Source organism: Roseovarius albus (assembly GCF_900172335.1).
Taxonomy (GTDB): Bacteria; Pseudomonadota; Alphaproteobacteria; order Rhodobacterales; family Rhodobacteraceae; genus Roseovarius; species Roseovarius albus.
This window is the reverse complement of sequence record NZ_FWFX01000004.1, coordinates 21,412-40,795: the sequence shown is the minus strand read 5'-3', so window position 1 is coordinate 40,795 and position 19,384 is coordinate 21,412. Positions and strand designations below refer to the sequence as shown.

The 19,384-nt window shown below is 56.8% G+C and carries 18 protein-coding genes and 1 riboswitch; of the genes, 12 read left to right on the top strand and 6 right to left on the bottom strand.

The window, feature by feature from the left end; genetic code table 11:
• Positions 1–3 precede the first annotated feature (3 nt).
• From ROA7450_RS07550 to ROA7450_RS07540, 3 genes are read right to left on the bottom strand one after another with little or no spacing between them, the layout of a single operon-like run.
• Positions 4–2,097, bottom strand: a complete 2,094-nt coding sequence (locus tag ROA7450_RS07550; RefSeq protein WP_085805102.1) for an acetate--CoA ligase family protein — start codon at positions 2,095–2,097, stop codon at positions 4–6.
• Positions 2,094–3,254, bottom strand: a complete 1,161-nt coding sequence (locus ROA7450_RS07545; protein WP_085805101.1) for an acyl-CoA dehydrogenase family protein — start codon at positions 3,252–3,254, stop codon at positions 2,094–2,096. Before ROA7450_RS07545 ends, ROA7450_RS07550 begins: the two co-directional genes overlap by 4 nt.
• A gap of 43 nt (positions 3,255–3,297) precedes the next feature.
• Positions 3,298–4,191: a beta-keto acid cleavage family enzyme gene (locus ROA7450_RS07540; RefSeq protein WP_085805100.1), complete on the bottom strand. Its 894-nt coding sequence runs from the start codon at positions 4,189–4,191 to the stop codon at positions 3,298–3,300.
• A gap of 126 nt (positions 4,192–4,317) precedes the next feature.
• Between ROA7450_RS07540 and ROA7450_RS07535 the strand changes: the two genes are divergently transcribed.
• Positions 4,318–5,379 carry a GlxA family transcriptional regulator gene (locus tag ROA7450_RS07535; RefSeq protein ID WP_085805347.1) on the top strand — a complete coding sequence of 354 codons (1,062 nt, stop codon included), beginning with the start codon at positions 4,318–4,320 and terminating at the stop codon, positions 5,377–5,379.
• A 1-nt stretch (position 5,380) separates the two neighbouring features.
• Here ROA7450_RS07535 and ROA7450_RS07530 read toward each other — a convergent pair whose 3' ends face one another.
• Genes ROA7450_RS07530 through ROA7450_RS07520 form a run of 3 tightly spaced genes read right to left on the bottom strand, consistent with a single transcriptional unit; the run spans position 5,381 to position 8,651 of the window.
• A complete protein-coding gene (locus tag ROA7450_RS07530; RefSeq protein ID WP_085805099.1) occupies positions 5,381–6,325 on the bottom strand; it encodes a 3-hydroxyacyl-CoA dehydrogenase NAD-binding domain-containing protein in 945 nt (314 codons plus the stop codon).
• Position 6,326: 1 nt separating this feature from the next.
• Positions 6,327–7,130: a carnitinyl-CoA dehydratase gene (locus ROA7450_RS07525; protein WP_085805098.1), complete on the bottom strand. Its 804-nt coding sequence runs from the start codon at positions 7,128–7,130 to the stop codon at positions 6,327–6,329.
• A gap of 39 nt (positions 7,131–7,169) precedes the next feature.
• Positions 7,170–8,651, bottom strand: a complete 1,482-nt coding sequence (locus ROA7450_RS07520) for an aldehyde dehydrogenase (protein ID WP_085805097.1) — start codon at positions 8,649–8,651, stop codon at positions 7,170–7,172.
• 270 nt (positions 8,652–8,921) lie between these two features.
• On the opposite strand from ROA7450_RS07520, the gene choX reads away from it, so the two are divergent.
• From choX to thiD, 11 genes are all read left to right on the top strand, one after another.
• On the top strand, positions 8,922–9,845 hold the full coding sequence (choX, locus tag ROA7450_RS07515; RefSeq protein WP_085805096.1) for a choline ABC transporter substrate-binding protein: 924 nt from the start codon (positions 8,922–8,924) through the stop codon (positions 9,843–9,845).
• A gap of 74 nt (positions 9,846–9,919) precedes the next feature.
• Positions 9,920–10,750: a choline ABC transporter permease subunit gene (choW, locus tag ROA7450_RS07510; protein ID WP_085805095.1), complete on the top strand. Its 831-nt coding sequence runs from the start codon at positions 9,920–9,922 to the stop codon at positions 10,748–10,750.
• A 3-nt stretch (positions 10,751–10,753) separates the two neighbouring features.
• Complete coding sequence (gene choV, locus ROA7450_RS07505; protein ID WP_085805094.1) at positions 10,754–11,779, top strand: choline ABC transporter ATP-binding protein; 1,026 nt, start codon at positions 10,754–10,756, stop codon at positions 11,777–11,779.
• Positions 11,780–11,890: 111 nt separating this feature from the next.
• Positions 11,891–12,889 carry an Lnb N-terminal periplasmic domain-containing protein gene (locus tag ROA7450_RS07500; RefSeq protein WP_085805093.1) on the top strand — a complete coding sequence of 333 codons (999 nt, stop codon included), beginning with the start codon at positions 11,891–11,893 and terminating at the stop codon, positions 12,887–12,889.
• A 79-nt stretch (positions 12,890–12,968) separates the two neighbouring features.
• Positions 12,969–13,090, top strand: a riboswitch (TPP riboswitch).
• 103 nt (positions 13,091–13,193) lie between these two features.
• Positions 13,194–14,993: a phosphomethylpyrimidine synthase ThiC gene (thiC, locus tag ROA7450_RS07495; RefSeq protein ID WP_085805092.1), complete on the top strand. Its 1,800-nt coding sequence runs from the start codon at positions 13,194–13,196 to the stop codon at positions 14,991–14,993.
• Positions 14,990–15,958 (top strand): FAD-dependent oxidoreductase, encoded by a 969-nt coding sequence (locus tag ROA7450_RS07490; protein ID WP_085805091.1) that lies wholly within the window; start codon positions 14,990–14,992, stop codon positions 15,956–15,958. Before thiC ends, ROA7450_RS07490 begins: the two co-directional genes overlap by 4 nt.
• Positions 15,927–16,124, top strand: a complete 198-nt coding sequence (gene thiS / locus ROA7450_RS07485) for a sulfur carrier protein ThiS (protein WP_085805090.1) — start codon at positions 15,927–15,929, stop codon at positions 16,122–16,124. Before ROA7450_RS07490 ends, thiS begins: the two co-directional genes overlap by 32 nt.
• Position 16,125: 1 nt before the next feature.
• Positions 16,126–16,893, top strand: a complete 768-nt coding sequence (locus tag ROA7450_RS07480; protein WP_085805089.1) for a thiazole synthase — start codon at positions 16,126–16,128, stop codon at positions 16,891–16,893.
• Positions 16,893–17,486: a thiamine phosphate synthase gene (locus ROA7450_RS07475; protein WP_085805088.1), complete on the top strand. Its 594-nt coding sequence runs from the start codon at positions 16,893–16,895 to the stop codon at positions 17,484–17,486. The genes ROA7450_RS07480 and ROA7450_RS07475 overlap by 1 nt, the downstream gene beginning before the upstream one ends.
• A complete protein-coding gene (locus ROA7450_RS07470; RefSeq protein ID WP_085805087.1) occupies positions 17,483–18,454 on the top strand; it encodes a HesA/MoeB/ThiF family protein in 972 nt (323 codons plus the stop codon). Before ROA7450_RS07475 ends, ROA7450_RS07470 begins: the two co-directional genes overlap by 4 nt.
• Positions 18,451–19,167: a bifunctional hydroxymethylpyrimidine kinase/phosphomethylpyrimidine kinase gene (gene thiD, locus ROA7450_RS07465; protein ID WP_085805086.1), complete on the top strand. Its 717-nt coding sequence runs from the start codon at positions 18,451–18,453 to the stop codon at positions 19,165–19,167. The genes ROA7450_RS07470 and thiD overlap by 4 nt, the downstream gene beginning before the upstream one ends.
• The last annotated feature ends 217 nt before the right edge of the window (positions 19,168–19,384 follow it).

The window sequence follows — 19,384 nt, the reverse complement described above, 5'->3', positions numbered from 1 at the left end:
GTATTACGCCACTTTATGAAGCAACACATCCACCGCGCAGATTTGATCCGCGTAAACAAACAGCGGATTTATCTCAACCTCGGCCAGCGTATCGCTTTGATCGAGGAACGCGTTGCAAAGCTGATAAACGTTTTGCGCAATCAGGTCCAAATCGGCAGGAGCGCGGCCACGGAAGCCTTGCAGCAACTGCCCCGCCTTCAGGTCCTTGATTGCCTGTTTGATGTCCTGCACACTGCACGGCAATAGCAACGTCTGGGCATCTTGGATCAGCTCAACAAGAATGCCACCACTGCCCAACGTCAGGGCGGCGCCGAATTGCGAATCGCATCGAATGCCGATGATCAGTTCCGCCAAAGGGGACGGCGACATTGCTTCGACAAGATAGCGATCCGTAACCGCGTCGGGCGCATAGGCTTGTACATCGTTCTTTATAGCGAAGATTGCACCGGCCAGTTCTTCGTCATTCGTGATGCCCAATTTGACCGCCCCGGCTTCGGTTTTGTGGGCCAGTTGATGGCTCATCATCTTCAGCACAACTGGATAGCCAATGTTCTGTGCCACGCCTTGCGCCTCAGCCGCACCAACGCATCGTCCCTTGGGGATGGACACGCCAACGTCGGCAACCCAGTCTTTTCCCGCATCTTCTGTCACCAAGGTCACTCTGTCGGAAACAACGGCGACCTGTAGGGGATCAGGTGGTTCAGCCAGAATTCGGGTGCGACCCTCGCACCAGCTTGCGGCCTGTGTTATCGCATTGAGGCACTCATGGATGCCCTGCATAGGCGCGACACCCTTGGAGATGAGAAATTCGCGTGTCTCTGCGTCGATATTCTCGGGTATGGTGGCGCAGATCGCTGCAGGAAGGTCTTGTGCGGCGGCAGCCTGGGCAAAGCCGGCGGCATCGTTTTGGTAGTAGATCTTGGAATCGTCGATTCCGACGGCTGGGTAATCCTGCACCAAAACGGCGGCGTCGGCCTGCATGGCGGTCATGGCCTGGGAAAACACCGGATAGGTGTGTTCGGGCTGGCCCCAGATCGGGGTGGTATAATCGAGCGGATTGGACACTGTCGCGATGTCGGGCAGAAGTTTGGTTAGATTATCAACGTGATCTCCGGTAATTTTGGGATAGGTGAGGCCGATCTTTTCACTGTGGTCGGCGAGCATCGTCGCTCCGCCGCCCGAGCAAGTGAAGCCTGCGACGCGATGCCCTTTGGGGGCGTCAACGACGCAGAGGTATTTTAACGTTTCCAGAAATTGTGATGGGTTCGAGACGCTGATCACGCCTGTGCGTTTGAACAGGGCCTCGTAAAGCTCATTCGCGCCCGAAAGCGAGCCGGTGTGGCTGATGGTGAGGGCTGAGCCGATTTGGGAGGTGCCGGTTTTGAGCGCCACAACCGGCGTGTCGTTTTGCAGGGCTTTCAGGGCCGCGCGTTCAAAGTGCGGGATATCACGCAGGCCTTCGATATGCAGGCCGATGGCCCGCACGGCCGGATCATCACTTAACACCTCAAGATAATCTTCCAGCCCCATCACCGCCTGATTGCCTGCCGAAATCATATAGGCCATCGGCAAGGAGCGCTGGCTCATGGTGATGTCTGACGAAAACATGCCCGATTGAGTGATGATCGCGGCGCCATAGCCCGGCGAGTTGCCACCATGCTCAAAGGGCCAGAGGGCAGCGTTGCCGATGTAGTTGATCATGCCGTAGCAATTGGGCCCGATGAGGGCCATTTCGCCGACGGCTTGTCGAAGCGCCTCTTCGGCGCGCGCGCCGTCTTCGCCTGCCTCCTTGAAACCCGCCGCGTAGCAGACGATGCCCCCTGCCCCCATATCAGAGAGCTGCTGGATTGCGGCCACGGCGGCATGGGTTGGGATGGCCAGAAACACCGCGTCGGGAGCTGCGGGCAGATCTTGAAGCGTGGCGTAGCAGGTGAGACCCGCCAGCGCGTCACGCTTGGGGTTCACCGCCCACATATCCCCCTTGAACCCGCGCCTGCGCGCCTCGTTGATGGCGATGATCGCATCGCGCCCGCCGACAAAGGCGATGTGCCGGGGGTTCAGCAACCGGTCAAAGTTCTTGCGGCGTTCGGGTGTCATGCGCCAAGGGGCCTCAGGATCGAGCGGGTGATGATATGGCGCTGGATTTCGCTGGTGCCATCCCAGATGCGTTCAATCCGGCTGTCACGCCACAGGCGATGAATGGGCATTTCTTCCATCAGCCCCATGCCGCCGTAGATCTGCACGGTGTCATCGGCCACTTTGTTGAGCATTTCCGAACAGTAGACTTTGACCATGGCGGCATCGGGGTCCTGCATCGTGCCCGCATCGGCGCGACGCACCGCGTCGGCGACCAGCAGGTCTGCGGTGCGCAACCCGATGGTCATGTCTGCCAGCCGGAAACCGGTGGCCTGAAAGCTGCCGATTGGTTTGCCAAATTGTTTGCGCGTGGCGGCCCATTCGGTGGCCAGTTCCAGCATGCGTTCAGCCTTGCCGCAACAGGTTGCCCCGACCCAGATGCGGCCCATGCCGAGCCATTGCCCGGCCAGTTCAAAACCGCGCCCCTCTTCGCCCAGCACTTGACCGGAGCCAAGGCGCACGTCGTCGAACATCAGCTCATAGGTTTTGTAGCCCCGATTCGAGACGCATTTGTTGCCTTCACGAAACTCCACGCCGGGAAGATCGCGATCCACCAGAAAGGCGGTGATGCGTTTGCGGTTGCCGCGTGGGGTTTCATCCACGCCGGTGACCGCAAAGACGATGGCAAAATCCGCCATTGTGGGCGCGGAAATGAAGTGCTTGGAGCCGTTAAGGACCCAGTCGTCGCCATCCCGTTTGGCGTTGGTTTTCATCCCCATGGCATCCGATCCGGCCTCAGGTTCGGTCAGGGCAAAGAGTTCCCGTTTTTCGCCGCTGACGCAGGGGGTCAGGTATTTGGCGATCTGGTCCCCTTCACAAGCCATCAGCAATTCAGTTGGCCGGGCTACCCAGGCATGCAGGGCGTGGCTGGTGCGGCCAAATTCGCGTTCGATAATCGCGCTTTGGCTATAGGTCAGACCGCCGCCGCCAACACTTTCGGGCAGGTTGGAAGCAAAAAGGCCAAGTTCCTTGGATTTGGTTTCAATCTCGCGACCGATTTCTTCGGGCACTTCGCCCAGACGGTCGACCAGTTCTTCATGCGGGATCACCGCCTCGTCAAAAAAGCTGCGGACAGTTTTTTGCAACAGTTCGTCTTCGTGGGACACAACCAAAGTCATGGCGTTCTCCTTGAAAATGGGTCTTTACCAGTGTGCCGAAGGCTCAGGAGGCGTCAGCCCCACGCAGGCTTAGCTTGTTGCGGGCCTCTTGCGGGGTTACGGCGCGACCTCCCATGCGTTCGATGATCTCAACCACACGGGTGACCAGATCTTCGTTGCGCGCAGGCACGCCACGGTCGAGGAAGATGTTGTCTTCAAGCCCGACACGGACATTGCCGCCCATCGCCACAGCCGCAGCCGCCATCGGCATCTGCATGCGCGAGATGCCAAAGCTGGCCCAGCTGGCATCTTGCGGCAGGTGATCTTTCATCACTTTCATCGTATCGACGCTTTGATCAGCGCCCCATGGGATGCCAAGGCAGATCTGGAACATCGGCGGATCGGCGATCAGCCCTTCCTTAATCATCTGATTGGCAAAGCGGATGTGCCCCAGCTCGAACACTTCAAGCTCAGGCTTCACGCCCCACTCTTTGACCATTTCGGCCATTTTGCGCAGGGTTGGTGGGGTTGAGATGTAGATGTTGTCGCCGTCGCCAAAATTCAGCGTGCCACAATCCAGCGAGCAGATTTCAGGTAAGCACTCGCCAATATGCAACAAGCGTTCTTCGGCGCTGATCATATCGGTTCCCGGCCCCGGCATTGCGGGATCTTCGGCACTGGGCACCCAGTCGCCGCCCATACCGGCGGTGAGGTTAATCACCACATCAGTATTGCTGTCGCGGACTCGGTCGACCACCTCTTTGAACAGCTTAGGGTCACGGGAGCCCTGCTTGGTTTCCAGGTCCCGCACGTGAATATGTGCCACGGCCGCACCCGCTTTGGCCGCCGCGATAGCAGAATCGGCGATCTCCTTTGGGGTGACCGGCACATGCGGGTTTTTACCAGTGGTGTCCCCGGCCCCGGTGACTGCGCAGGTTACAACGACATCGAAATTCATCTGGAGCTCTCCCTAATCCTTTCCCTATTTGGTGGCTGAGAATGGCAAAATAATTGTCGATTTTTCGCCTATAATCTTGCAATGTTGGCGAAAACACTCACCTGTGCATTTTCTGGAGGATTCGCCATGGAATTCACCCACAATCAAAGCGTTGAACGTGGTCAGACCCATATGGTTTTTGTGATCATTCCCCGTTTCAATTTGGGGACGCTGGTCAACATGACCGAAACGATGCGCATTGCGAATTACCTGTCATCGCAGAGATCATTCTCGTGGGAAGTTGTGTCATTTGATGGAGCAAGCGTGGTGTCGAGCAGCGGTGTATCGGTCACGGTGTCCGATGCGCCAGAAGTGGCTTCAGCGGCGGACTATGTGTTTGTTCTGGGCAGCTGGGGGGCCGAGAATTATCGCAACAAGGATCTGGTCTCTTGGTTGCGTAAACGCGCGCGTGCGGGGGAAACCATTTGTGCGGTGGAATTGGGCTGTTATCCGGTGGCACAGGCAGGGTTGTTGGCTGGGAAAGAAGCCACCTCGCATTGGTCGTGGATCAATGGATTTCAGGAGAGCTTTGACACCATTGATGTGAAGGAGCAGCTGTTCACCGTCAACAACCGCATCATGACCTGTGCCGGGGCCTTGGCGGTGGTCGATCTGATGTTGCATATCATTGATAAAACGCATGGAAGTGGTTTTGCCGAGGAAATCGCCGACCAACTGATGGTGGACACGATCCGAGACATGGAAGCACCGCAGCGGCGCACCCTGAGCCATGGAAGCGCTGCGATTCCTGTGAGTATTCGCGAGGCGATTTCCCTGATCGAGCGGCATATTGAGGAACCGCTGAGTGTGCCGGAAGTTGCCAGCACTTTGGGTGTGTCGCAGCGCCAGCTGGAGCGGAATTTCAAGAAGCAAATCGGCTGTACCGTGGTGCAGTTTGGCCTGCTATTGCGGCTACAACGTGCGCGGCTTTTGCTGATTTCGACCGATCTGAGTGTTCGAGAAATTGCCACCGCGTCTGGATTTAACTCACTGTCGCATTTCGCCTTTTCTTTTGGCAAATTCTTTGACCGGCGTCCGTCGGAATATCGCGAGGCCTGGCCGGCGGATGAGCCTGCCCCGAGCTGGCCCGGAACGCTGTCAGAATTTCTGACGGCGTTGCAGGCCAAGCAGAAACCGGACGCAGCTTAGATTAGCTGCGCGCCGCTTTCAGGGCGTTGATCAGGGCAACGATTTCCTTGTCGCGCTGTGCGGCCATATCGGCAAAATGCTTGTCGCCCGCGATGTCATTGCAGCCATCTACCATTCGGTCGCGCAGCTCTTGTGACAGCTCGGGCGCTTCAAGCCGGGTCCAGGGCAGTTTCAGCGCTGGGCCGAATTGATCCAGATTGGTGGCCATGCCCCCCTCACCACAAGCCACATGGAAGGCCATGCACTGCCCTTGCGCCATCATGCGCGGTGCCGGGCCGTTCATCAGGGCGATATCGATGTCTTCGGGCGTGGCTTCGCCATTGGCGACCATATGCAGGGCCTCGCGCCACAGCGCCTCTTGCAGGCGGGTGGCGACAAAACCGGGGATTTCTTTTTTCATCATCAAGGGTGCTTTGCCCGCCACCTCGTAAAATTCCCCGGCCCATGCAACGGCCTCGGGGCTGGTCCGTTTACCGCCGATGATTTCGACCAGTGGCAAGAGGTATGGCGGGTTGAACGGATGGCCGATGACTGTGCGTTCCGGCGTGCTACATTTTGCCTGAATATCGGTCATCATCAGGCCGGAGGTGGAGGAGCAGATCACCACATCCTTGGGCACAAGCTCATCAAACTGTTGATAGAGGTCTTGCTTGAGCTCAAGGCGCTCTGGTGCGCTTTCCTGAATAAATTCTGCGCCCTCTACCGCTTTCCTCAGATCTGTTTCTATGGTCAATCGATCCAGAGATGCCTCCTGCGCCAGCCCCAAATCGGTCAGGCTGATCCAGGCTGTATCAAGGATGGTGCGAAAGGCGAGAATTTCCGCCTCGCTATGCAGATAAGCGGTGACATCGTAGCCACGGGCCAGAAAATGCGCGGCCCACCCGCCGCCAATCGGCCCTGCCCCGATGCTGGTAACGCGGGTGACCTCCTGAGGGGATTTGAACATCTCACTCTCCCTTGAAGTTGGGTTCGCGTTTTTCGACAAAGGCGGCCACGCCTTCGGCGGCATCATCGGATTTCAGCATTTTGCGATAGGTTGGCATCGGGTCGTTGCGCATCTTGTGGAAGGCCTGTTCGAGCGGCGCGCATTCAATGGTGCGTTGGACTTCTTTGACGCTTTGCATTGCCAAGGGGGCCGACCACGCCAAGGAGGCCGCCCATTCTCGCGCGGCATCCATCAGTTGATCGGCTGGCACGACCTTGTTGACCAGACCATAGTGCGCAGCCTCGGCTGCGGGCATGCGGCGGCCCAGGTAGAACAGTTCCATAGCGATGTTATGTGGCAAGCGGCGCGGCAGGCGTTGCAAGGCCCCGGCATCGGGTACAATCCCCAAAGGCATTTCCGGCAGGCCGAATTCGACGTGATCCGCCGCGATCAGCAGGTCGCAAGCCAGCGCCATTTCAAAGCCACCGCCGATGGCGAGACCGTTAATTGCGGCGATTACCGGCTTGTTAAGAAACCAGTTTTCGGTGAGGCCAGTAAAGCCACCATCGCCGTAGTCGTCGCTTTCCCACCAGTTATCAAGCTGCATCTCGCCCGCGTTCAGCGCCTTGAGATCCCATCCGGCGGAGAAGATTTTGTCGCCGCCCCCTGTCAGGATGGCGACGCGCAGTTCGGGGTCATCATTCAGCTCTTTGAAGGCGGCAGCGAGCGCTTGTGACGTCGGCACATCAATGGCGTTTACCTTAGGGCGGTCCAGCGTGACCTCAAGCACATGGCCATCGCGGCGGGTGGTTACTCCGTCTGTCATGTCGGTATCCTGTAGTTAATGTGTTGTTTTGATTTGTGTTCAGCGCATCACGAAGGGATTTGCCATTGGTTCATCCGAGGTGTTCATCCACACGGTTTTTGGGCGGGTGTAGTCGTAGATCGCCTGGAACCCGGCCTCGCGCCCGTAGCCCGAGCCCTTGTTGCCGCCGAATTCCGCAATCGGCGACACCATGCGGTAGGTGTTGACCCAGACAATCCCGGCATTCACCGCACTGGACATGCGCAGGGACCGCGCGCTGTTTTGGGTGAAGATCCCCGCGGCAAGACCGTGTTCGCTATCATTGGCAAGCTCCAGCACCTCTTCTTCGGTCTTGAAGCGTTGCACGCTGAGGACCGGGCCGAAGAGTTCGGTATCAACGATGCGCAGGTCCTGACGCGGGCATTCGATGATCGTGGGCTCGTAGAACAGCCCCCCTAGCCCCTCGGGCTGTTTGCCGCCGGCCAGAACCTTGCCGCCTTCGCTTTCTGCGTGGGCCACCTCGGCCTTGATGTGATCTAACTGGCCTTGGGTGCAGAGCGGCCCCATTTGCGTTTCTTCAACTAATGGGTCGCCGATTTGGATGTTTCGCGCCATTTCGGTCATGCGCTCTAGGAATTCATCAGCGATGTCTTCGTGCAAGTACAACCGAGAACCCGCGACGCAGCTTTGGCCTGTGGCGCCAAAAATACCTGCGATGGAGGCGTTGACCGCGCTTTCGATATTAGCGTCTTCAAAGACGATAAACGGGGATTTTCCACCCAATTCCAAAGAAACCTCGGCAAAGTTGCGTTTGGAGTTTTCCAGAACATGGCGCGCGGCATTGGGGCCGCCGGTGAAGGAAATGCGCGCTACCAGAGGGTGCCCGGTGAGCACGCGACCACAAGGGTCGCCGTGGCCCGAGACGATATTGACCACACCGGGCGGGAAACCAGCCTCTTCGATCAGCTCGCCAAATTCCAGCATGGCGGCCGAGGCATGTTCAGAGGCTTTCAGCACTACGGTGTTTCCGGCTGCGAGCGCCGGACCGATCTTCACGGCAACAAGGAAAAGCTGCGAATTCCATGGCACAACAGCGGCGACAACCCCCAGAGGTTCGCGCTTGGTAAATGCGAAAATATCCGGTTTATCAATGGGTAGCGTCTCACCGCTCACTTTATCCGCACAACCTGCATAGAAATGGAAATATTCGGCAATGTATTTGGCCTGCCAACGGGTTTCCTTGAACATCTTACCGCTGTCGATGGATTCTGTGCGGCCCAGATCTTCGGATTTATCCGCCAGAAGATCTGCCAGACGACGCAGGCAATGCCCCCGTTGGGTGGGCGTCATGCTGGCCCACGGACCTTTGGTAAAAGCGGTGTGCGCCGCACGCACTGCGCGATCAACATCATCGGCGGTGGCTTCTGGAATTTTGCACCAGACATCGCCGGTGCCGGGGCTGATACTGTCAAAGGTCTGCCCGTCCGAGGCCCCCACCCATTCGCCGTCAATCAACATATCGTATGTCTTGATATCGCCCATGATGTTGTTCCTTTTCTCCCGTGATTCTTATTCTTGCGGATTTAGCTGCAAGTGAATGCGAATTTTCGTCGGTTCTTGTCGAAAAACCTCACATCAAGCGCGAACCATATTAATGATTTGAACAAAACTAAGAACTTGCAGCACCGTGGTGTGGTTGACCAATTGCCCAGTCTGGGCTTTTGTCTGCTTCAGCCACTAGATTTACAAAACTTAAACGGCTATACAAGAATCTGAACAAATATAACAAATTCAAACTGGGAGCCTACTAACATGTTTAAATCAAACGTTTCTGCGCTTGCGCTTACGGCAATTGCCTCTACAGCCTATGCCGAATGCGGCTCGGTCACATTCTCGGATGTCGGCTGGACCGATATCACTGCAACCACCGCGGCAACCACCGTTGTGCTGGATGCACTGGGATATGATACCGAAGTGAAGATCCTGTCTGTGCCTGTGACCTATGTTGGTATGGCTGAAGGTGATGTTGACGTATTCCTTGGCAACTGGATGCCAACCATGGAAGGGGATATCGCCCCCTACCGTGAAGCAGGCACTGTCGATACCGTGCGCGCCAACCTTGAAGGTGCGAAGTACACGCTGGCCGTAAACAACGTTGCTTATGAGCTTGGCATCAAAGATTTTGCTGACATCGCCGGTCAATCCGACGCTCTGGAAGGTAAGATCTATGGCATCGAGCCCGGTAATGACGGGAACCGCCTGATCCAGTCGATGATCGACGACAACGCCTTTGACCTGTCTGGGTTTGAAGTTGTTGAATCGTCGGAGCAAGGCATGCTGGCGCAGGTTGACCGCCTGTCAGGTAAAAGTGAGCCCATCGTGTTCCTGGGCTGGGAACCCCACCCTATGAACGCCAACTTTGACATGGAATATTTGACGGGTGGTGATGACTTCTTTGGTCCGAACCTGGGGGGTGCGACAGTCTACACCAACACCCGCGCGGGTTATGTGGCTGAGTGCCCGAATGTCGGAACATTACTGACCAATCTTGAATTCAGCCTGGCGATGGAAAACGAGATCATGGGCGCGATCCTGAATGACGGAGCGGAACCAAACGACGCCGCAGCAGCATGGCTGAAAGGTCACCCTGATGTGCTTGGCCCTTGGTTGGACGGTGTGACCACCAAAGATGGTGGAGATGCCGCCGCAGCGGTGAACGCGGCCCTCGGCCTCTAAACTAGATAAATCTTTGAATGGTCCCGGATTTTCCGGGACCATTTGTTTTGCATAATACGCAAGGGAGGGGCCTGATGGAGTGGCTGGAAGAGAATAAGATCCCGGTCGGCAAGACCTCGAAAGCCATATTCGATTGGATGCAAGATGTCGGCGAGCCGTTTTTTGACGGGCTGTCCACCGTCATGGAATGGTTGATCGATGCTATTTTGTGGATATTGCAGACCCCGCACCCCCTTGTTGTGATTGCCGGATTTGTTGCCATTACGTGGATCTTGCAGCGCAATTGGAAAATCTGTGTGTTCGTTGCCCTTGGCAGTCTCTTCATCGTTAATCAGGGATATTGGGAAGAAACCACCGAAAGCCTGACGCTGGTGCTGTCGGCCTGTGTGGTCTGTATGGCGATCGGCATTCCAATCGGTATTGCAGCAGCCCACCGGCCCAAACTTTATTCGGCCATGCGGCCCATTCTGGACCTGATGCAGACGCTTCCCACCTTTGTTTACCTGATCCCAGCCATCGTCTTCTTTGGCCTTGGTATGGTGCCCGGACTGATCGCGACGGTGATTTTCGTAGTGCCCGCCCCGATCCGCCTGACCCATCTGGGTGTCTCTTCAACGCCAACGCCCCTGCTGGAAGCGGCAGAAGCTTTTGGGGCAACACCGCGCCAGACCCTGTGGAAGGTTGAGTTACCTTACGCCATGCCGCAGATCATGGCGGGCTTGAACCAGACAATTATGCTGTCGCTTTCTATGGTTGTGATCGCGGCGCTGGTTGGCGCCGACGGTCTGGGCGTGCCAGTTATTCGAGCGTTGAATACCGTGAACGCTGCGCTTGGATTTGAAAGCGGCTTTGTCATTGTTGTCGTGGCGATCATGCTAGACCGGGTTCTGAGAGTGGAGCATTGAGATATGAGTAACGCAGTAGAATTCGATAACGTTTCCATCGTCTTCGGCGACAAACCTCAAGCCGCTTTGCCCTTGATGGACGACATGAAAGAGCGCGGTGAAATCCAACGTGAAACTGGTCAGGTTCTGGGGGTTCACAACTGCTCGCTTGATGTTGGCGAAGGGGAAATCCTTGTGTTGATGGGTCTGTCCGGCTCGGGGAAATCCACGCTTCTGCGTGCGGTCAACGGGTTGAACCCGGTAGTGCGCGGTGCCGTTCGGGTCAGCGACAGCAGTTCGATGGTGGATGTCACCAACTCTGACGCTGCCACCCTGCGCCGGATGCGTCAGCATCACATCGCCATGGTGTTCCAGCAGTTTGGCCTGCTGCCGTGGCGATCTGTCCGGGAAAACGCCGGGCTCGGGCTTGAGCTGGGCGGGATGAGTAAAGCCGAGCGTGATGCCCAAGTTGACAAGCAACTGGCCTTGGTCGGTCTGACCGATTGGGCAGACCGCAAGGTTGGAGAGCTGTCTGGCGGCATGCAGCAACGTGTCGGCCTTGCCCGCGCTTTTGCCACCGAAGCCCCTATTCTATTGATGGATGAGCCGTTTTCAGCGCTTGATCCGCTGATCCGCACCAAGCTGCAGGATGAGCTGCTGGAACTTCAACGCGAGTTGAAACGTACGATCATCTTTGTCAGCCACGATCTGGATGAGGCGTTCAAGATCGGCAACCGCATCGCCATCATGGAAGGCGGACGAATTGTGCAATGCGGTACGCCGCAAGAGATATTCTCAGCCCCTGCCAATGAATACGTTGCGGATTTTGTTGCGCACATGAACCCGCTGGGTGTGCTTTGTGCCCGTGATGTGATTGAGCCTGCCAACGGCACGCCATCTGTCACTGTCGCGCCTGACACCGATATTCGCGAGGTCATGGCCCGGATTGGCGACAGCGATGTGCCCGTTGGCATCATCGAGAATGGCGAGATCATTGGTCAGGTGACAAAAGACCGGGTTCTGCAAAAACTGCTTGATCCACGATCATAGGTGATTGTGGCCCGACCACTTCCCTTTTAAACCTATACGGCAGCGACGTGATATTCGCTGCCGTTTTATTTTGCCGTCGAGTAACACCTGCGGATGGGATACAGACCAAAAATGTTAAAAGTTCTAAAGGTCGTTCTTAAAATTGTCTTGGTCCCGGTCGTTGCCGTGCTTGCAGTTTGGTGTGGGCTGGCGCTTTGGTATCAGTTCCCCGGTAGTGAAATATTACGCAACATCCTGATAGCGGGAATTGCCCTAACCGGACTAGCCACAATGGTGGCGCTGTTCACGGCCAAGGCAAAGCGGTTTTTGACACTCTTTGCAGTTGCCTTCGCGGCGGTAGCCCTGTGGTGGAACACCATTGAAGCGCCAAGCGAGGGCAACTGGGCCCCCGATGTCAGTCGTCAGGTCACAGGTGAGTTTGATGGCGATCTGGTGACGCTGACCAATGTGCGTGAATTCGGATGGCGCACGAAAGAGGATTTCGACGCGCATTGGACGACGCGAACGTTTGATCTGAGCAAGCTGGAAACACTGGATGTTTTCATGTCCTACTGGAGCAACCAGTATATCGCGCATATTCTGGTCAGCTTCGGGTTCTCGGATGGCGAACATGTCGTTTGGTCGGTGGAGGTTCGCCGCCGGACAGATAGCGGCTATTCCCCCGTCGCCGATTTTTTCAAGGAACATACATTGGTCACCGTCGCGTCGGTTGAACAAGACATTGCAGGCCTGCGCACCAACATCCGCGAGGAAGACGTGCAGCTTTATCGCACCAACATCCCCCCATCAGCCGCGCGGGGTTTGTTTGAGCAATATGTCAGCTATTCCAACGAATTGGCGGAAGAAGCGAAATGGTACAACTCGATCTTCACCAACTGTACGACGGTAATCTATTTTCTGCTGGAAAGCGCGGGCATTCACAACGCGTTTGACTGGCGCATTCTGGTGAATGGCTACTTGCCCGAGTATTTCTATGATCGTGGCATTGTGCAAACCGGCCTCCCTATCGATGAGCTGCGCGAACTGGGCCGCATTGCCCCCAAAGCCAAGGAAATCGGATTGACACCCGCCTATTATGACGCCGTACGAGTTGGAGTGCCGACGCCATAGATTGGCGTGCAGAATTCGACCATGTTGAAAACGCATCTCAAAATTTTGCCTTGCGTCCCTGCAATGCTTTGTCTACCCCAAGAACACGCAGGGGAGTTCCAACCGAGGAACTGAGAGGCGAATAGCAGCATGTCTGCAGTGTCGCGACCCTTTGAACCTGACCCAGTTGATACTGGCGTAGGAAGCTAGGATCGCGTCGCTCCGCAGGGGCATGCCATCTGAAAAGGAAGGGCTTTGCTCCTCCGTTTCCCAAGCCAAAACTCATCTGGTGTCTTTTTGAGTTAATGGCTTGAGGAGCACCACAATGAACGTCCCTAACCCCAAAATCACCACGGGTGAATTGCCCGCGTCGCGCAAGATCTATGTCGAGGGCAGCCTGCACAAGGATATCCGCGTACCGATGCGCGAGATCTCCGTACACCCGACAGCGGGTGAGCCGCCCCTGCCCGTCTATGACAGTTCGGGGCCTTACACCGATCCGAATATCCTGACCGATATTCGTCAAGGCCTGCCTGCCCTGCGCCGTAAGTGGATTGAAGCACGTGGAGATGTCGAAGAGTATGAAGGGCGTGCAATCACGGCGGCAGACAATGGCTTTGTTCAGGGCGAGCGCCTGACGCCAGAGTTCCCGATCAAACCACGCCCCCTGTGCGCCAAAGATGGTAAAGCGGTGACGCAGCTCGCCTATGCTCGGGCTGGCATCGTAACACCGGAAATGGAATTCATCGCCATTCGTGAAAATCAGATGCGTGAGGCCGCCGTTGAGGCACGTGACGGCAATGATTGGGGAGCGAACATCCCCGACTATGTGACACCCGAATTTGTCCGCGATGAGGTGGCAGCCGGCCGTGCCATCATCCCGGCCAACATCAATCACCCCGAATTGGAACCGATGATTATCGGGCGGAACTTTCTGGTGAAGATCAATGCCAATATGGGCACCTCCGCGGTGACATCATCGATGGAGGAAGAGGTTGACAAACTGGTCTGGTCGATTCGCTGGGGCGCGGATACGGTGATGGATCTGAGCACCGGGCGCAACATTCACAACACCCGCGAGTGGATTGTGCGCAACAGCCCGGTGCCGATTGGAACCGTGCCAATCTATCAGGCGCTTGAAAAGGTCAATGGCATCGCCGATGACCTGACCTGGGAGGTGTTCCGCGACACGCTGATTGAGCAAGCTGAGCAGGGCGTGGACTATTTCACCATCCACGCCGGCGTGCGCTTGCACATGGTACCCATGACCGTGAACCGGGTGACTGGCATTGTCTCGCGTGGTGGGTCGATCATGGCTAAGTGGTGCCTACATCATCACAAGGAATCCTTCCTGTATGAGCATTTCGATGAGATTTGCGACATTTGCCGTAAATACGATGTGTCGTTCAGCCTCGGTGACGGCCTGCGTCCGGGCTCTATTGCCGACGCCAATGACGAGGCGCAGTTTGCCGAGCTCGAAACTCTGGGCGAGCTGACCAAGATTGCCTGGGCCAAAGACTGCCAGGTGATGATCGAAGGGCCGGGTCACGTCGCCATGCACAAAATCAAGGAAAACATGGACAAGCAGTTGGAGTGCTGTGACGAAGCGCCGTTCTATACGCTTGGGCCCCTGACCACCGATATCGCGCCCGGTTATGACCACATCACCAGCGGCATCGGGGCGGCGATGATCGGTTGGTTTGGTTGTGCAATGCTGTGTTACGTGACGCCGAAAGAGCATCTGGGCCTGCCCGACCGAGATGACGTGAAAACCGGGGTGATCACCTATAAGATCGCGGCGCATGCCGCCGATCTGGCTAAAGGGTTGCCCGGCGCACAGCGGCGTGATGATGCGTTGAGCCGCGCGCGGTTTGAATTCCGTTGGGAGGATCAGTTCAACCTGTCGTTGGACCCGGACACTGCACGCGAGTTCCATGATCAGACCCTGCCCAAGGAGGCGCATAAAGTGGCGCATTTCTGCTCGATGTGTGGGCCGAAGTTCTGCTCGATGCGGATCAGCCATGACATCCGCACAGAGGCACAGAAGGAAGGCATGGAGGCGATGGCCGCCAAGTTCCGCGAAGGTGGGGAGCTTTATATGCCAGCCAAGGACGACGGCGCATGATCACCATCGCCGGGGCGGGGCTGGCTGGCCTCGCCTCTGCATATGAGCTGTGCAGACGCGGGGTCGCGGTGGATTTGTTTGATCTGGGCGACGCGCCCGGATCAAACAGCGTCGCCCGCTTTGCCGGTGGCATGCTCGCACCGTGGTGTGAACGTGAGAGCGCCGAGGAAGATGTCATTACGCTCGGGGCAAGTGCTGCAGACTGGTGGGCGCAGGTCACCCCGGTGACGCGCAATGGGACTTTGGTTCTAGCCTCGCCGAGGGATCGGGTGGAACTGGCCCGCTTTGCGCGGCGGACGACCGGCCATCACAGTGTCACAAAGACCGAGATTTCGGCGATGGAACCAGCGTTCATGGGGCAGTTCGAACAGGGGCTGTTTTTCACCGATGAGGCACATCTGGACCCAAGGCGGGCTTTGGCCGATCTAGCGGCAAAGGTGCAGGACCTTGGCGGCACTATTCACTTTGCCACCACTGCCCCGGATCGCGTGGATCTGGACTGCACCGGAATGGCTGCAAAACTTCCTGATCTACGTCCTGTGCGCGGGGAAATGGCCATTTTACAATGCCCAGAGGTTGAGATTACCCGCACCATCCGCCTGCTACATCCGCGTATGCCGCTCTATCTAGTGCCGCGCGGCGACGGCATCTACATGATAGGCGGCACGATGATCGAAAGCTCGTCAAATCGCCCTCCAAGCCTGCGCTCGGTCAGTGAGTTGTTGAACGCTGCCTACACGCTGCATCCGGCTTTTGCCGAAGCAAGCGTAATGGAACTGGGCGCAGGATTGCGCCCTACCTTTCCTGACAACCTGCCACGCCTGATCCAGCACGAAGGCAGGCTTCATCTAAACGGGCTTTATCGCCACGGGTTTCTGTTGGCCCCAGCCATGGCGTCAAAGGCCGCAGATCTACTACTTTCGGAGGTTCCCGATGAACATCATCGTCAACGCGCAACCGCATGAGGTGACCGGCCAGACATTGGCAGAGATTTTGCTTGAGCTGGGCTATGACAGCCCGGCGCTTGCGACCGCCATGAATGGCAGTTTTGTGCCCCGCACTGCACGTGAGGCAACGACTCTCAACAGCGGCGACCAGATCGAGATCCTCGCCCCGATGCAGGGGGGCTGAGATGCAATTTTACGGAACGGAAGTGCCCTGCCCACTGCTGTTGGGCACCGCGCAATATCCCTCGCCTCAGATACTGAAAGACGCGATCAAAGCCAGCGGTGTCGACGTGATCACCGTATCACTACGCCGCGAAACCGCAGATGGGTCTGGCGCGGGATTTTGGAATACGTTGCATGATCTGGGCTGTCACATCCTGCCCAACACAGCCGGATGCCATTCGGTGCAGGAAGCCGTGACCACGGCCCATATGGCACGAGAACTATTTGGCACTGATTGGATCAAGCTTGAGGTGATCGGTCATGCAGACACCCTGCAGCCCGATGTGTTTGGCTTGGTCGAAGCCGCCCGCATCCTATGCTCTGATGGCTTTAAGGTTTTTCCCTACACTACCGATGACCTGATCGTCGGGGAAAAACTGCTGACCGCTGGCTGCGAGATTTTGATGCCCTGGGGCGCACCCATCGGATCGGGGCAAGGGTTGCGCACGCCAGACGCCCTGCGCTCGATGCGGGCGCATTTCCCGGATGTGCCGTTGATCGTGGATGCAGGTATTGGCCGCCCATCAGATGCCTGCAAAGCAATGGAATTGGGCATGGATGCGGTCTTGCTGAACACCGCCGTGGCGAAGGCAGGTGATCCCGTTTTGATGGCGCAGGCGATGGCGCAGGCCCTCACCGCCGGACGCAGTGGTTATCTGGCCGATCCGATGGAACCTCGTGACATGGCGGTGCCCTCAACCCCTATTCTTGGCATGGCGGAGCTGGCATGATGGAACGATTTTATCTGATCACGGGGCACGTTGGACGGCTGGAGCTTTTGGTGCCGCTGGGCGTAAAGTTGGTGCAATTGCGGATCAAGGATGAGTCTGAAATCGAAGTGCGCCGTCAGATCGCCCGCGCCCGGGATTTGTGCGCCGTGCTCGGCGCTCAATTGGTGGTGAACGATTTTTGGGAAATTGCTCTCGATTTAAATTGCAACTTTGTTCACCTTGGACAGGAGGACATGGATCAAGCAGATTTTGCCGCTCTTCGTCGTGCTGGGGTTCATGTTGGCCTGTCGACCCATGACAAAACGGAACTTGAGCGCGCGTTATCGCATGACCCAGCCTATGTTGCGCTTGGGCCTGTTTATCCGACCCTGCTCAAGAAAATGAAATGGGCACCGCAGGGGCTGGAACGTGTCAGCAAATGGAAAGAAATTGCGGGCAAAACGCCACTCGTTGCCATTGGAGGACTGACACCCGAGCGGGCACCCGGTGTTTTTGCTGCTGGTGCAGATAGTGCGGCAGTTGTGACGGACATTCAGCAGGCTTCAGATCCCGAGACGCAGACCCGCAAGTGGCTCAGGGTCTGTGCAACATGACCCGCTATCAACGGCAAATGATCCTGCCCGAAGTCGGCCAAGATGGGCAAAAACGATTGGCAAAAGCCCATGTTCTGGTGGTCGGAGCTGGTGGCCTGGGCTGCCCGGCTTTGCAATACCTTACGGGTGCAGGCGTTGGGCGCATCACCTTAATCGACCCCGACCATGTCGAGGAAAGCAACCTGCATCGACAGCCGCTTTACCGCATGTCAGATCTGGGACAACCCAAGGCCCTTGCCGCCCGCGTGCATCTGTTTGCAGCCAATCCCGACATAGAGGTAGAAGCCCGGGTGCAGGCGATACATCCGGATCTTGCTGAGGATTTGGTAAGCATTGCAGATGTTGTGATCGATGCGGCAGACAGTTTTGCCGTCTCTTATATACTGTCCGATGCTTGTCAGCACGCACGTGTCCCGCTGGTCTCCGCCAGCGCCTTGGGCCAAACCGGATATGTCGGGGGATTTTGCGGGGATAAAACCCCGTCCCTGCGCGCGGTGTTTTCAGATTTACCTGAACGCGGCGGGACCTGCGCGAGCGCAGGCGTACTGGGCCCAGTTGTAGGTATGATCGGAGCGCTGCAAGCACAAATCACATTGCAAATCATTTTACAGCAAGATCCATCACCGATGGGCCGGATGGTGACACTTGATTTGAAGGCGCTGCAATTTGGAGGCTTCACTTTTCACAAAGCTCCAGAGCCAGAGACCGCTCTTCCCTTTTTGTCGCGAGACGCGCTGCGCCCCGAAGATCAGGTCGTTGAGTTACGCAGCAGTTCCGAAGCGCCCGAATCTGCCTCCGCCTCGGCCCAACGTATGAAGGTCGAAGATATTGAAACATATCGATCTGATACTGACCGGAGGATGGTCCTTTGCTGTACCAGCGGACTGCGAGCCTGGCGAGCCGCAAGCAGATTGCGAGCGATTGGCCATAGAAATCTAGCACTTTTGGCGATGAGCGCCTGCGAATGAAACGGGTCCTTATCATTGGAGGAAGCGACAGCAGTGGCGGTGCTGGTCTGACCCGCGATACAGCAGTGGCGCACGAGTTCAATTGCCTTGCCAAACCGGTGGTGACCTGTGTCACAGCACAAACAAATGCAGCGGTTCACCTGGTGCACGAGCTGCCTGCCCCGGTGATCGCTTCGCAAATTCATGCCGCCCTTGCAGACGGCCCGCCAGATGCCATCAAGATCGGGATGGTCGGCAGCAAAGACGCCACAAATGCCATAGCCGATGCCCTGACAGGCTGTGTAATCCCGATCGTGATTGACCCGGTGTTGAAAGCCTCGTCCGGCGGCCGCTTGGGCGATGAAACAGCTCTTGCTCGCCTCATCCAGATGTCACGCCTTTTGACCCCAAATCTGATCGAAGCTGGTGCCCTAACTAAGCACCCAATTGCGCGGTCCGAAGCAGAAATAATAACTCAGGCAAGTATGATTCTCAAACTCGGAGCAAAAGCCGTTTTGATAAAGGGAGGCCACAGTGCAGAACACACTTGTTGCGACCACCTCGTTGACAAGGAAGGTAAACACAAATTTTGTCTGCCGCGCCTCGAACAGGAAAAACGAGGAACCGGATGCTCGCTTGCTACTGTTGTGGCCTGCGAAATCGCTTGGGGATCTGATCTACGCGAAGCATGCACACGGGCAAAAGAACACATTCATGAATGGATATCGCGCTGACGCATGGCTGCCATCGCACCAGGACCATTTCCAATACCATAAGAGGTTCTAAGCGGCTCGACGACTATACGCCCCATTGATGTCCTTCATGGCTGACATCACCACGGGACGTCTCTGGTGGTGAGGGGGTTTCGCAAGCCGCAGGAATTGCGCATGAAATCCAGGCAATTTGGACATGGAAAAATGAGACAGGTGTGGGTGGCGGAGCGACAGCCCT

Coding starts and splice junctions, on each gene's coding strand:
- choV (WP_085805094.1), top strand. CDS start 10,754: ATGAGTAACGCAGTAGAATTCGATAACGTTTCCATCGTCTTCGGCGAC.
- ROA7450_RS07470 (WP_085805087.1), top strand. CDS start 17,483: ATGACCCGCTATCAACGGCAAATGATCCTGCCCGAAGTCGGCCAAGAT.
- ROA7450_RS07525 (WP_085805098.1), bottom strand. CDS start 7,130: ATGACAGACGGAGTAACCACCCGCCGCGATGGCCATGTGCTTGAGGTC.
- ROA7450_RS07530 (WP_085805099.1), bottom strand. CDS start 6,325: ATGTTCAAATCCCCTCAGGAGGTCACCCGCGTTACCAGCATCGGGGCA.
- thiS (WP_085805090.1), top strand. CDS start 15,927: ATGAACATCATCGTCAACGCGCAACCGCATGAGGTGACCGGCCAGACA.
- ROA7450_RS07475 (WP_085805088.1), top strand. CDS start 16,893: ATGGAACGATTTTATCTGATCACGGGGCACGTTGGACGGCTGGAGCTT.
- ROA7450_RS07550 (WP_085805102.1), bottom strand. CDS start 2,097: ATGACACCCGAACGCCGCAAGAACTTTGACCGGTTGCTGAACCCCCGG.
- choX (WP_085805096.1), top strand. CDS start 8,922: ATGTTTAAATCAAACGTTTCTGCGCTTGCGCTTACGGCAATTGCCTCT.
- thiD (WP_085805086.1), top strand. CDS start 18,451: ATGAAACGGGTCCTTATCATTGGAGGAAGCGACAGCAGTGGCGGTGCT.
- ROA7450_RS07540 (WP_085805100.1), bottom strand. CDS start 4,191: ATGAATTTCGATGTCGTTGTAACCTGCGCAGTCACCGGGGCCGGGGAC.
- choW (WP_085805095.1), top strand. CDS start 9,920: ATGGAGTGGCTGGAAGAGAATAAGATCCCGGTCGGCAAGACCTCGAAA.
- ROA7450_RS07520 (WP_085805097.1), bottom strand. CDS start 8,651: ATGGGCGATATCAAGACATACGATATGTTGATTGACGGCGAATGGGTG.
- ROA7450_RS07535 (WP_085805347.1), top strand. CDS start 4,318: ATGGAATTCACCCACAATCAAAGCGTTGAACGTGGTCAGACCCATATG.
- ROA7450_RS07500 (WP_085805093.1), top strand. CDS start 11,891: ATGTTAAAAGTTCTAAAGGTCGTTCTTAAAATTGTCTTGGTCCCGGTC.
- thiC (WP_085805092.1), top strand. CDS start 13,194: ATGAACGTCCCTAACCCCAAAATCACCACGGGTGAATTGCCCGCGTCG.
- ROA7450_RS07545 (WP_085805101.1), bottom strand. CDS start 3,254: ATGACTTTGGTTGTGTCCCACGAAGACGAACTGTTGCAAAAAACTGTC.
- ROA7450_RS07490 (WP_085805091.1), top strand. CDS start 14,990: ATGATCACCATCGCCGGGGCGGGGCTGGCTGGCCTCGCCTCTGCATAT.
- ROA7450_RS07480 (WP_085805089.1), top strand. CDS start 16,126: ATGCAATTTTACGGAACGGAAGTGCCCTGCCCACTGCTGTTGGGCACC.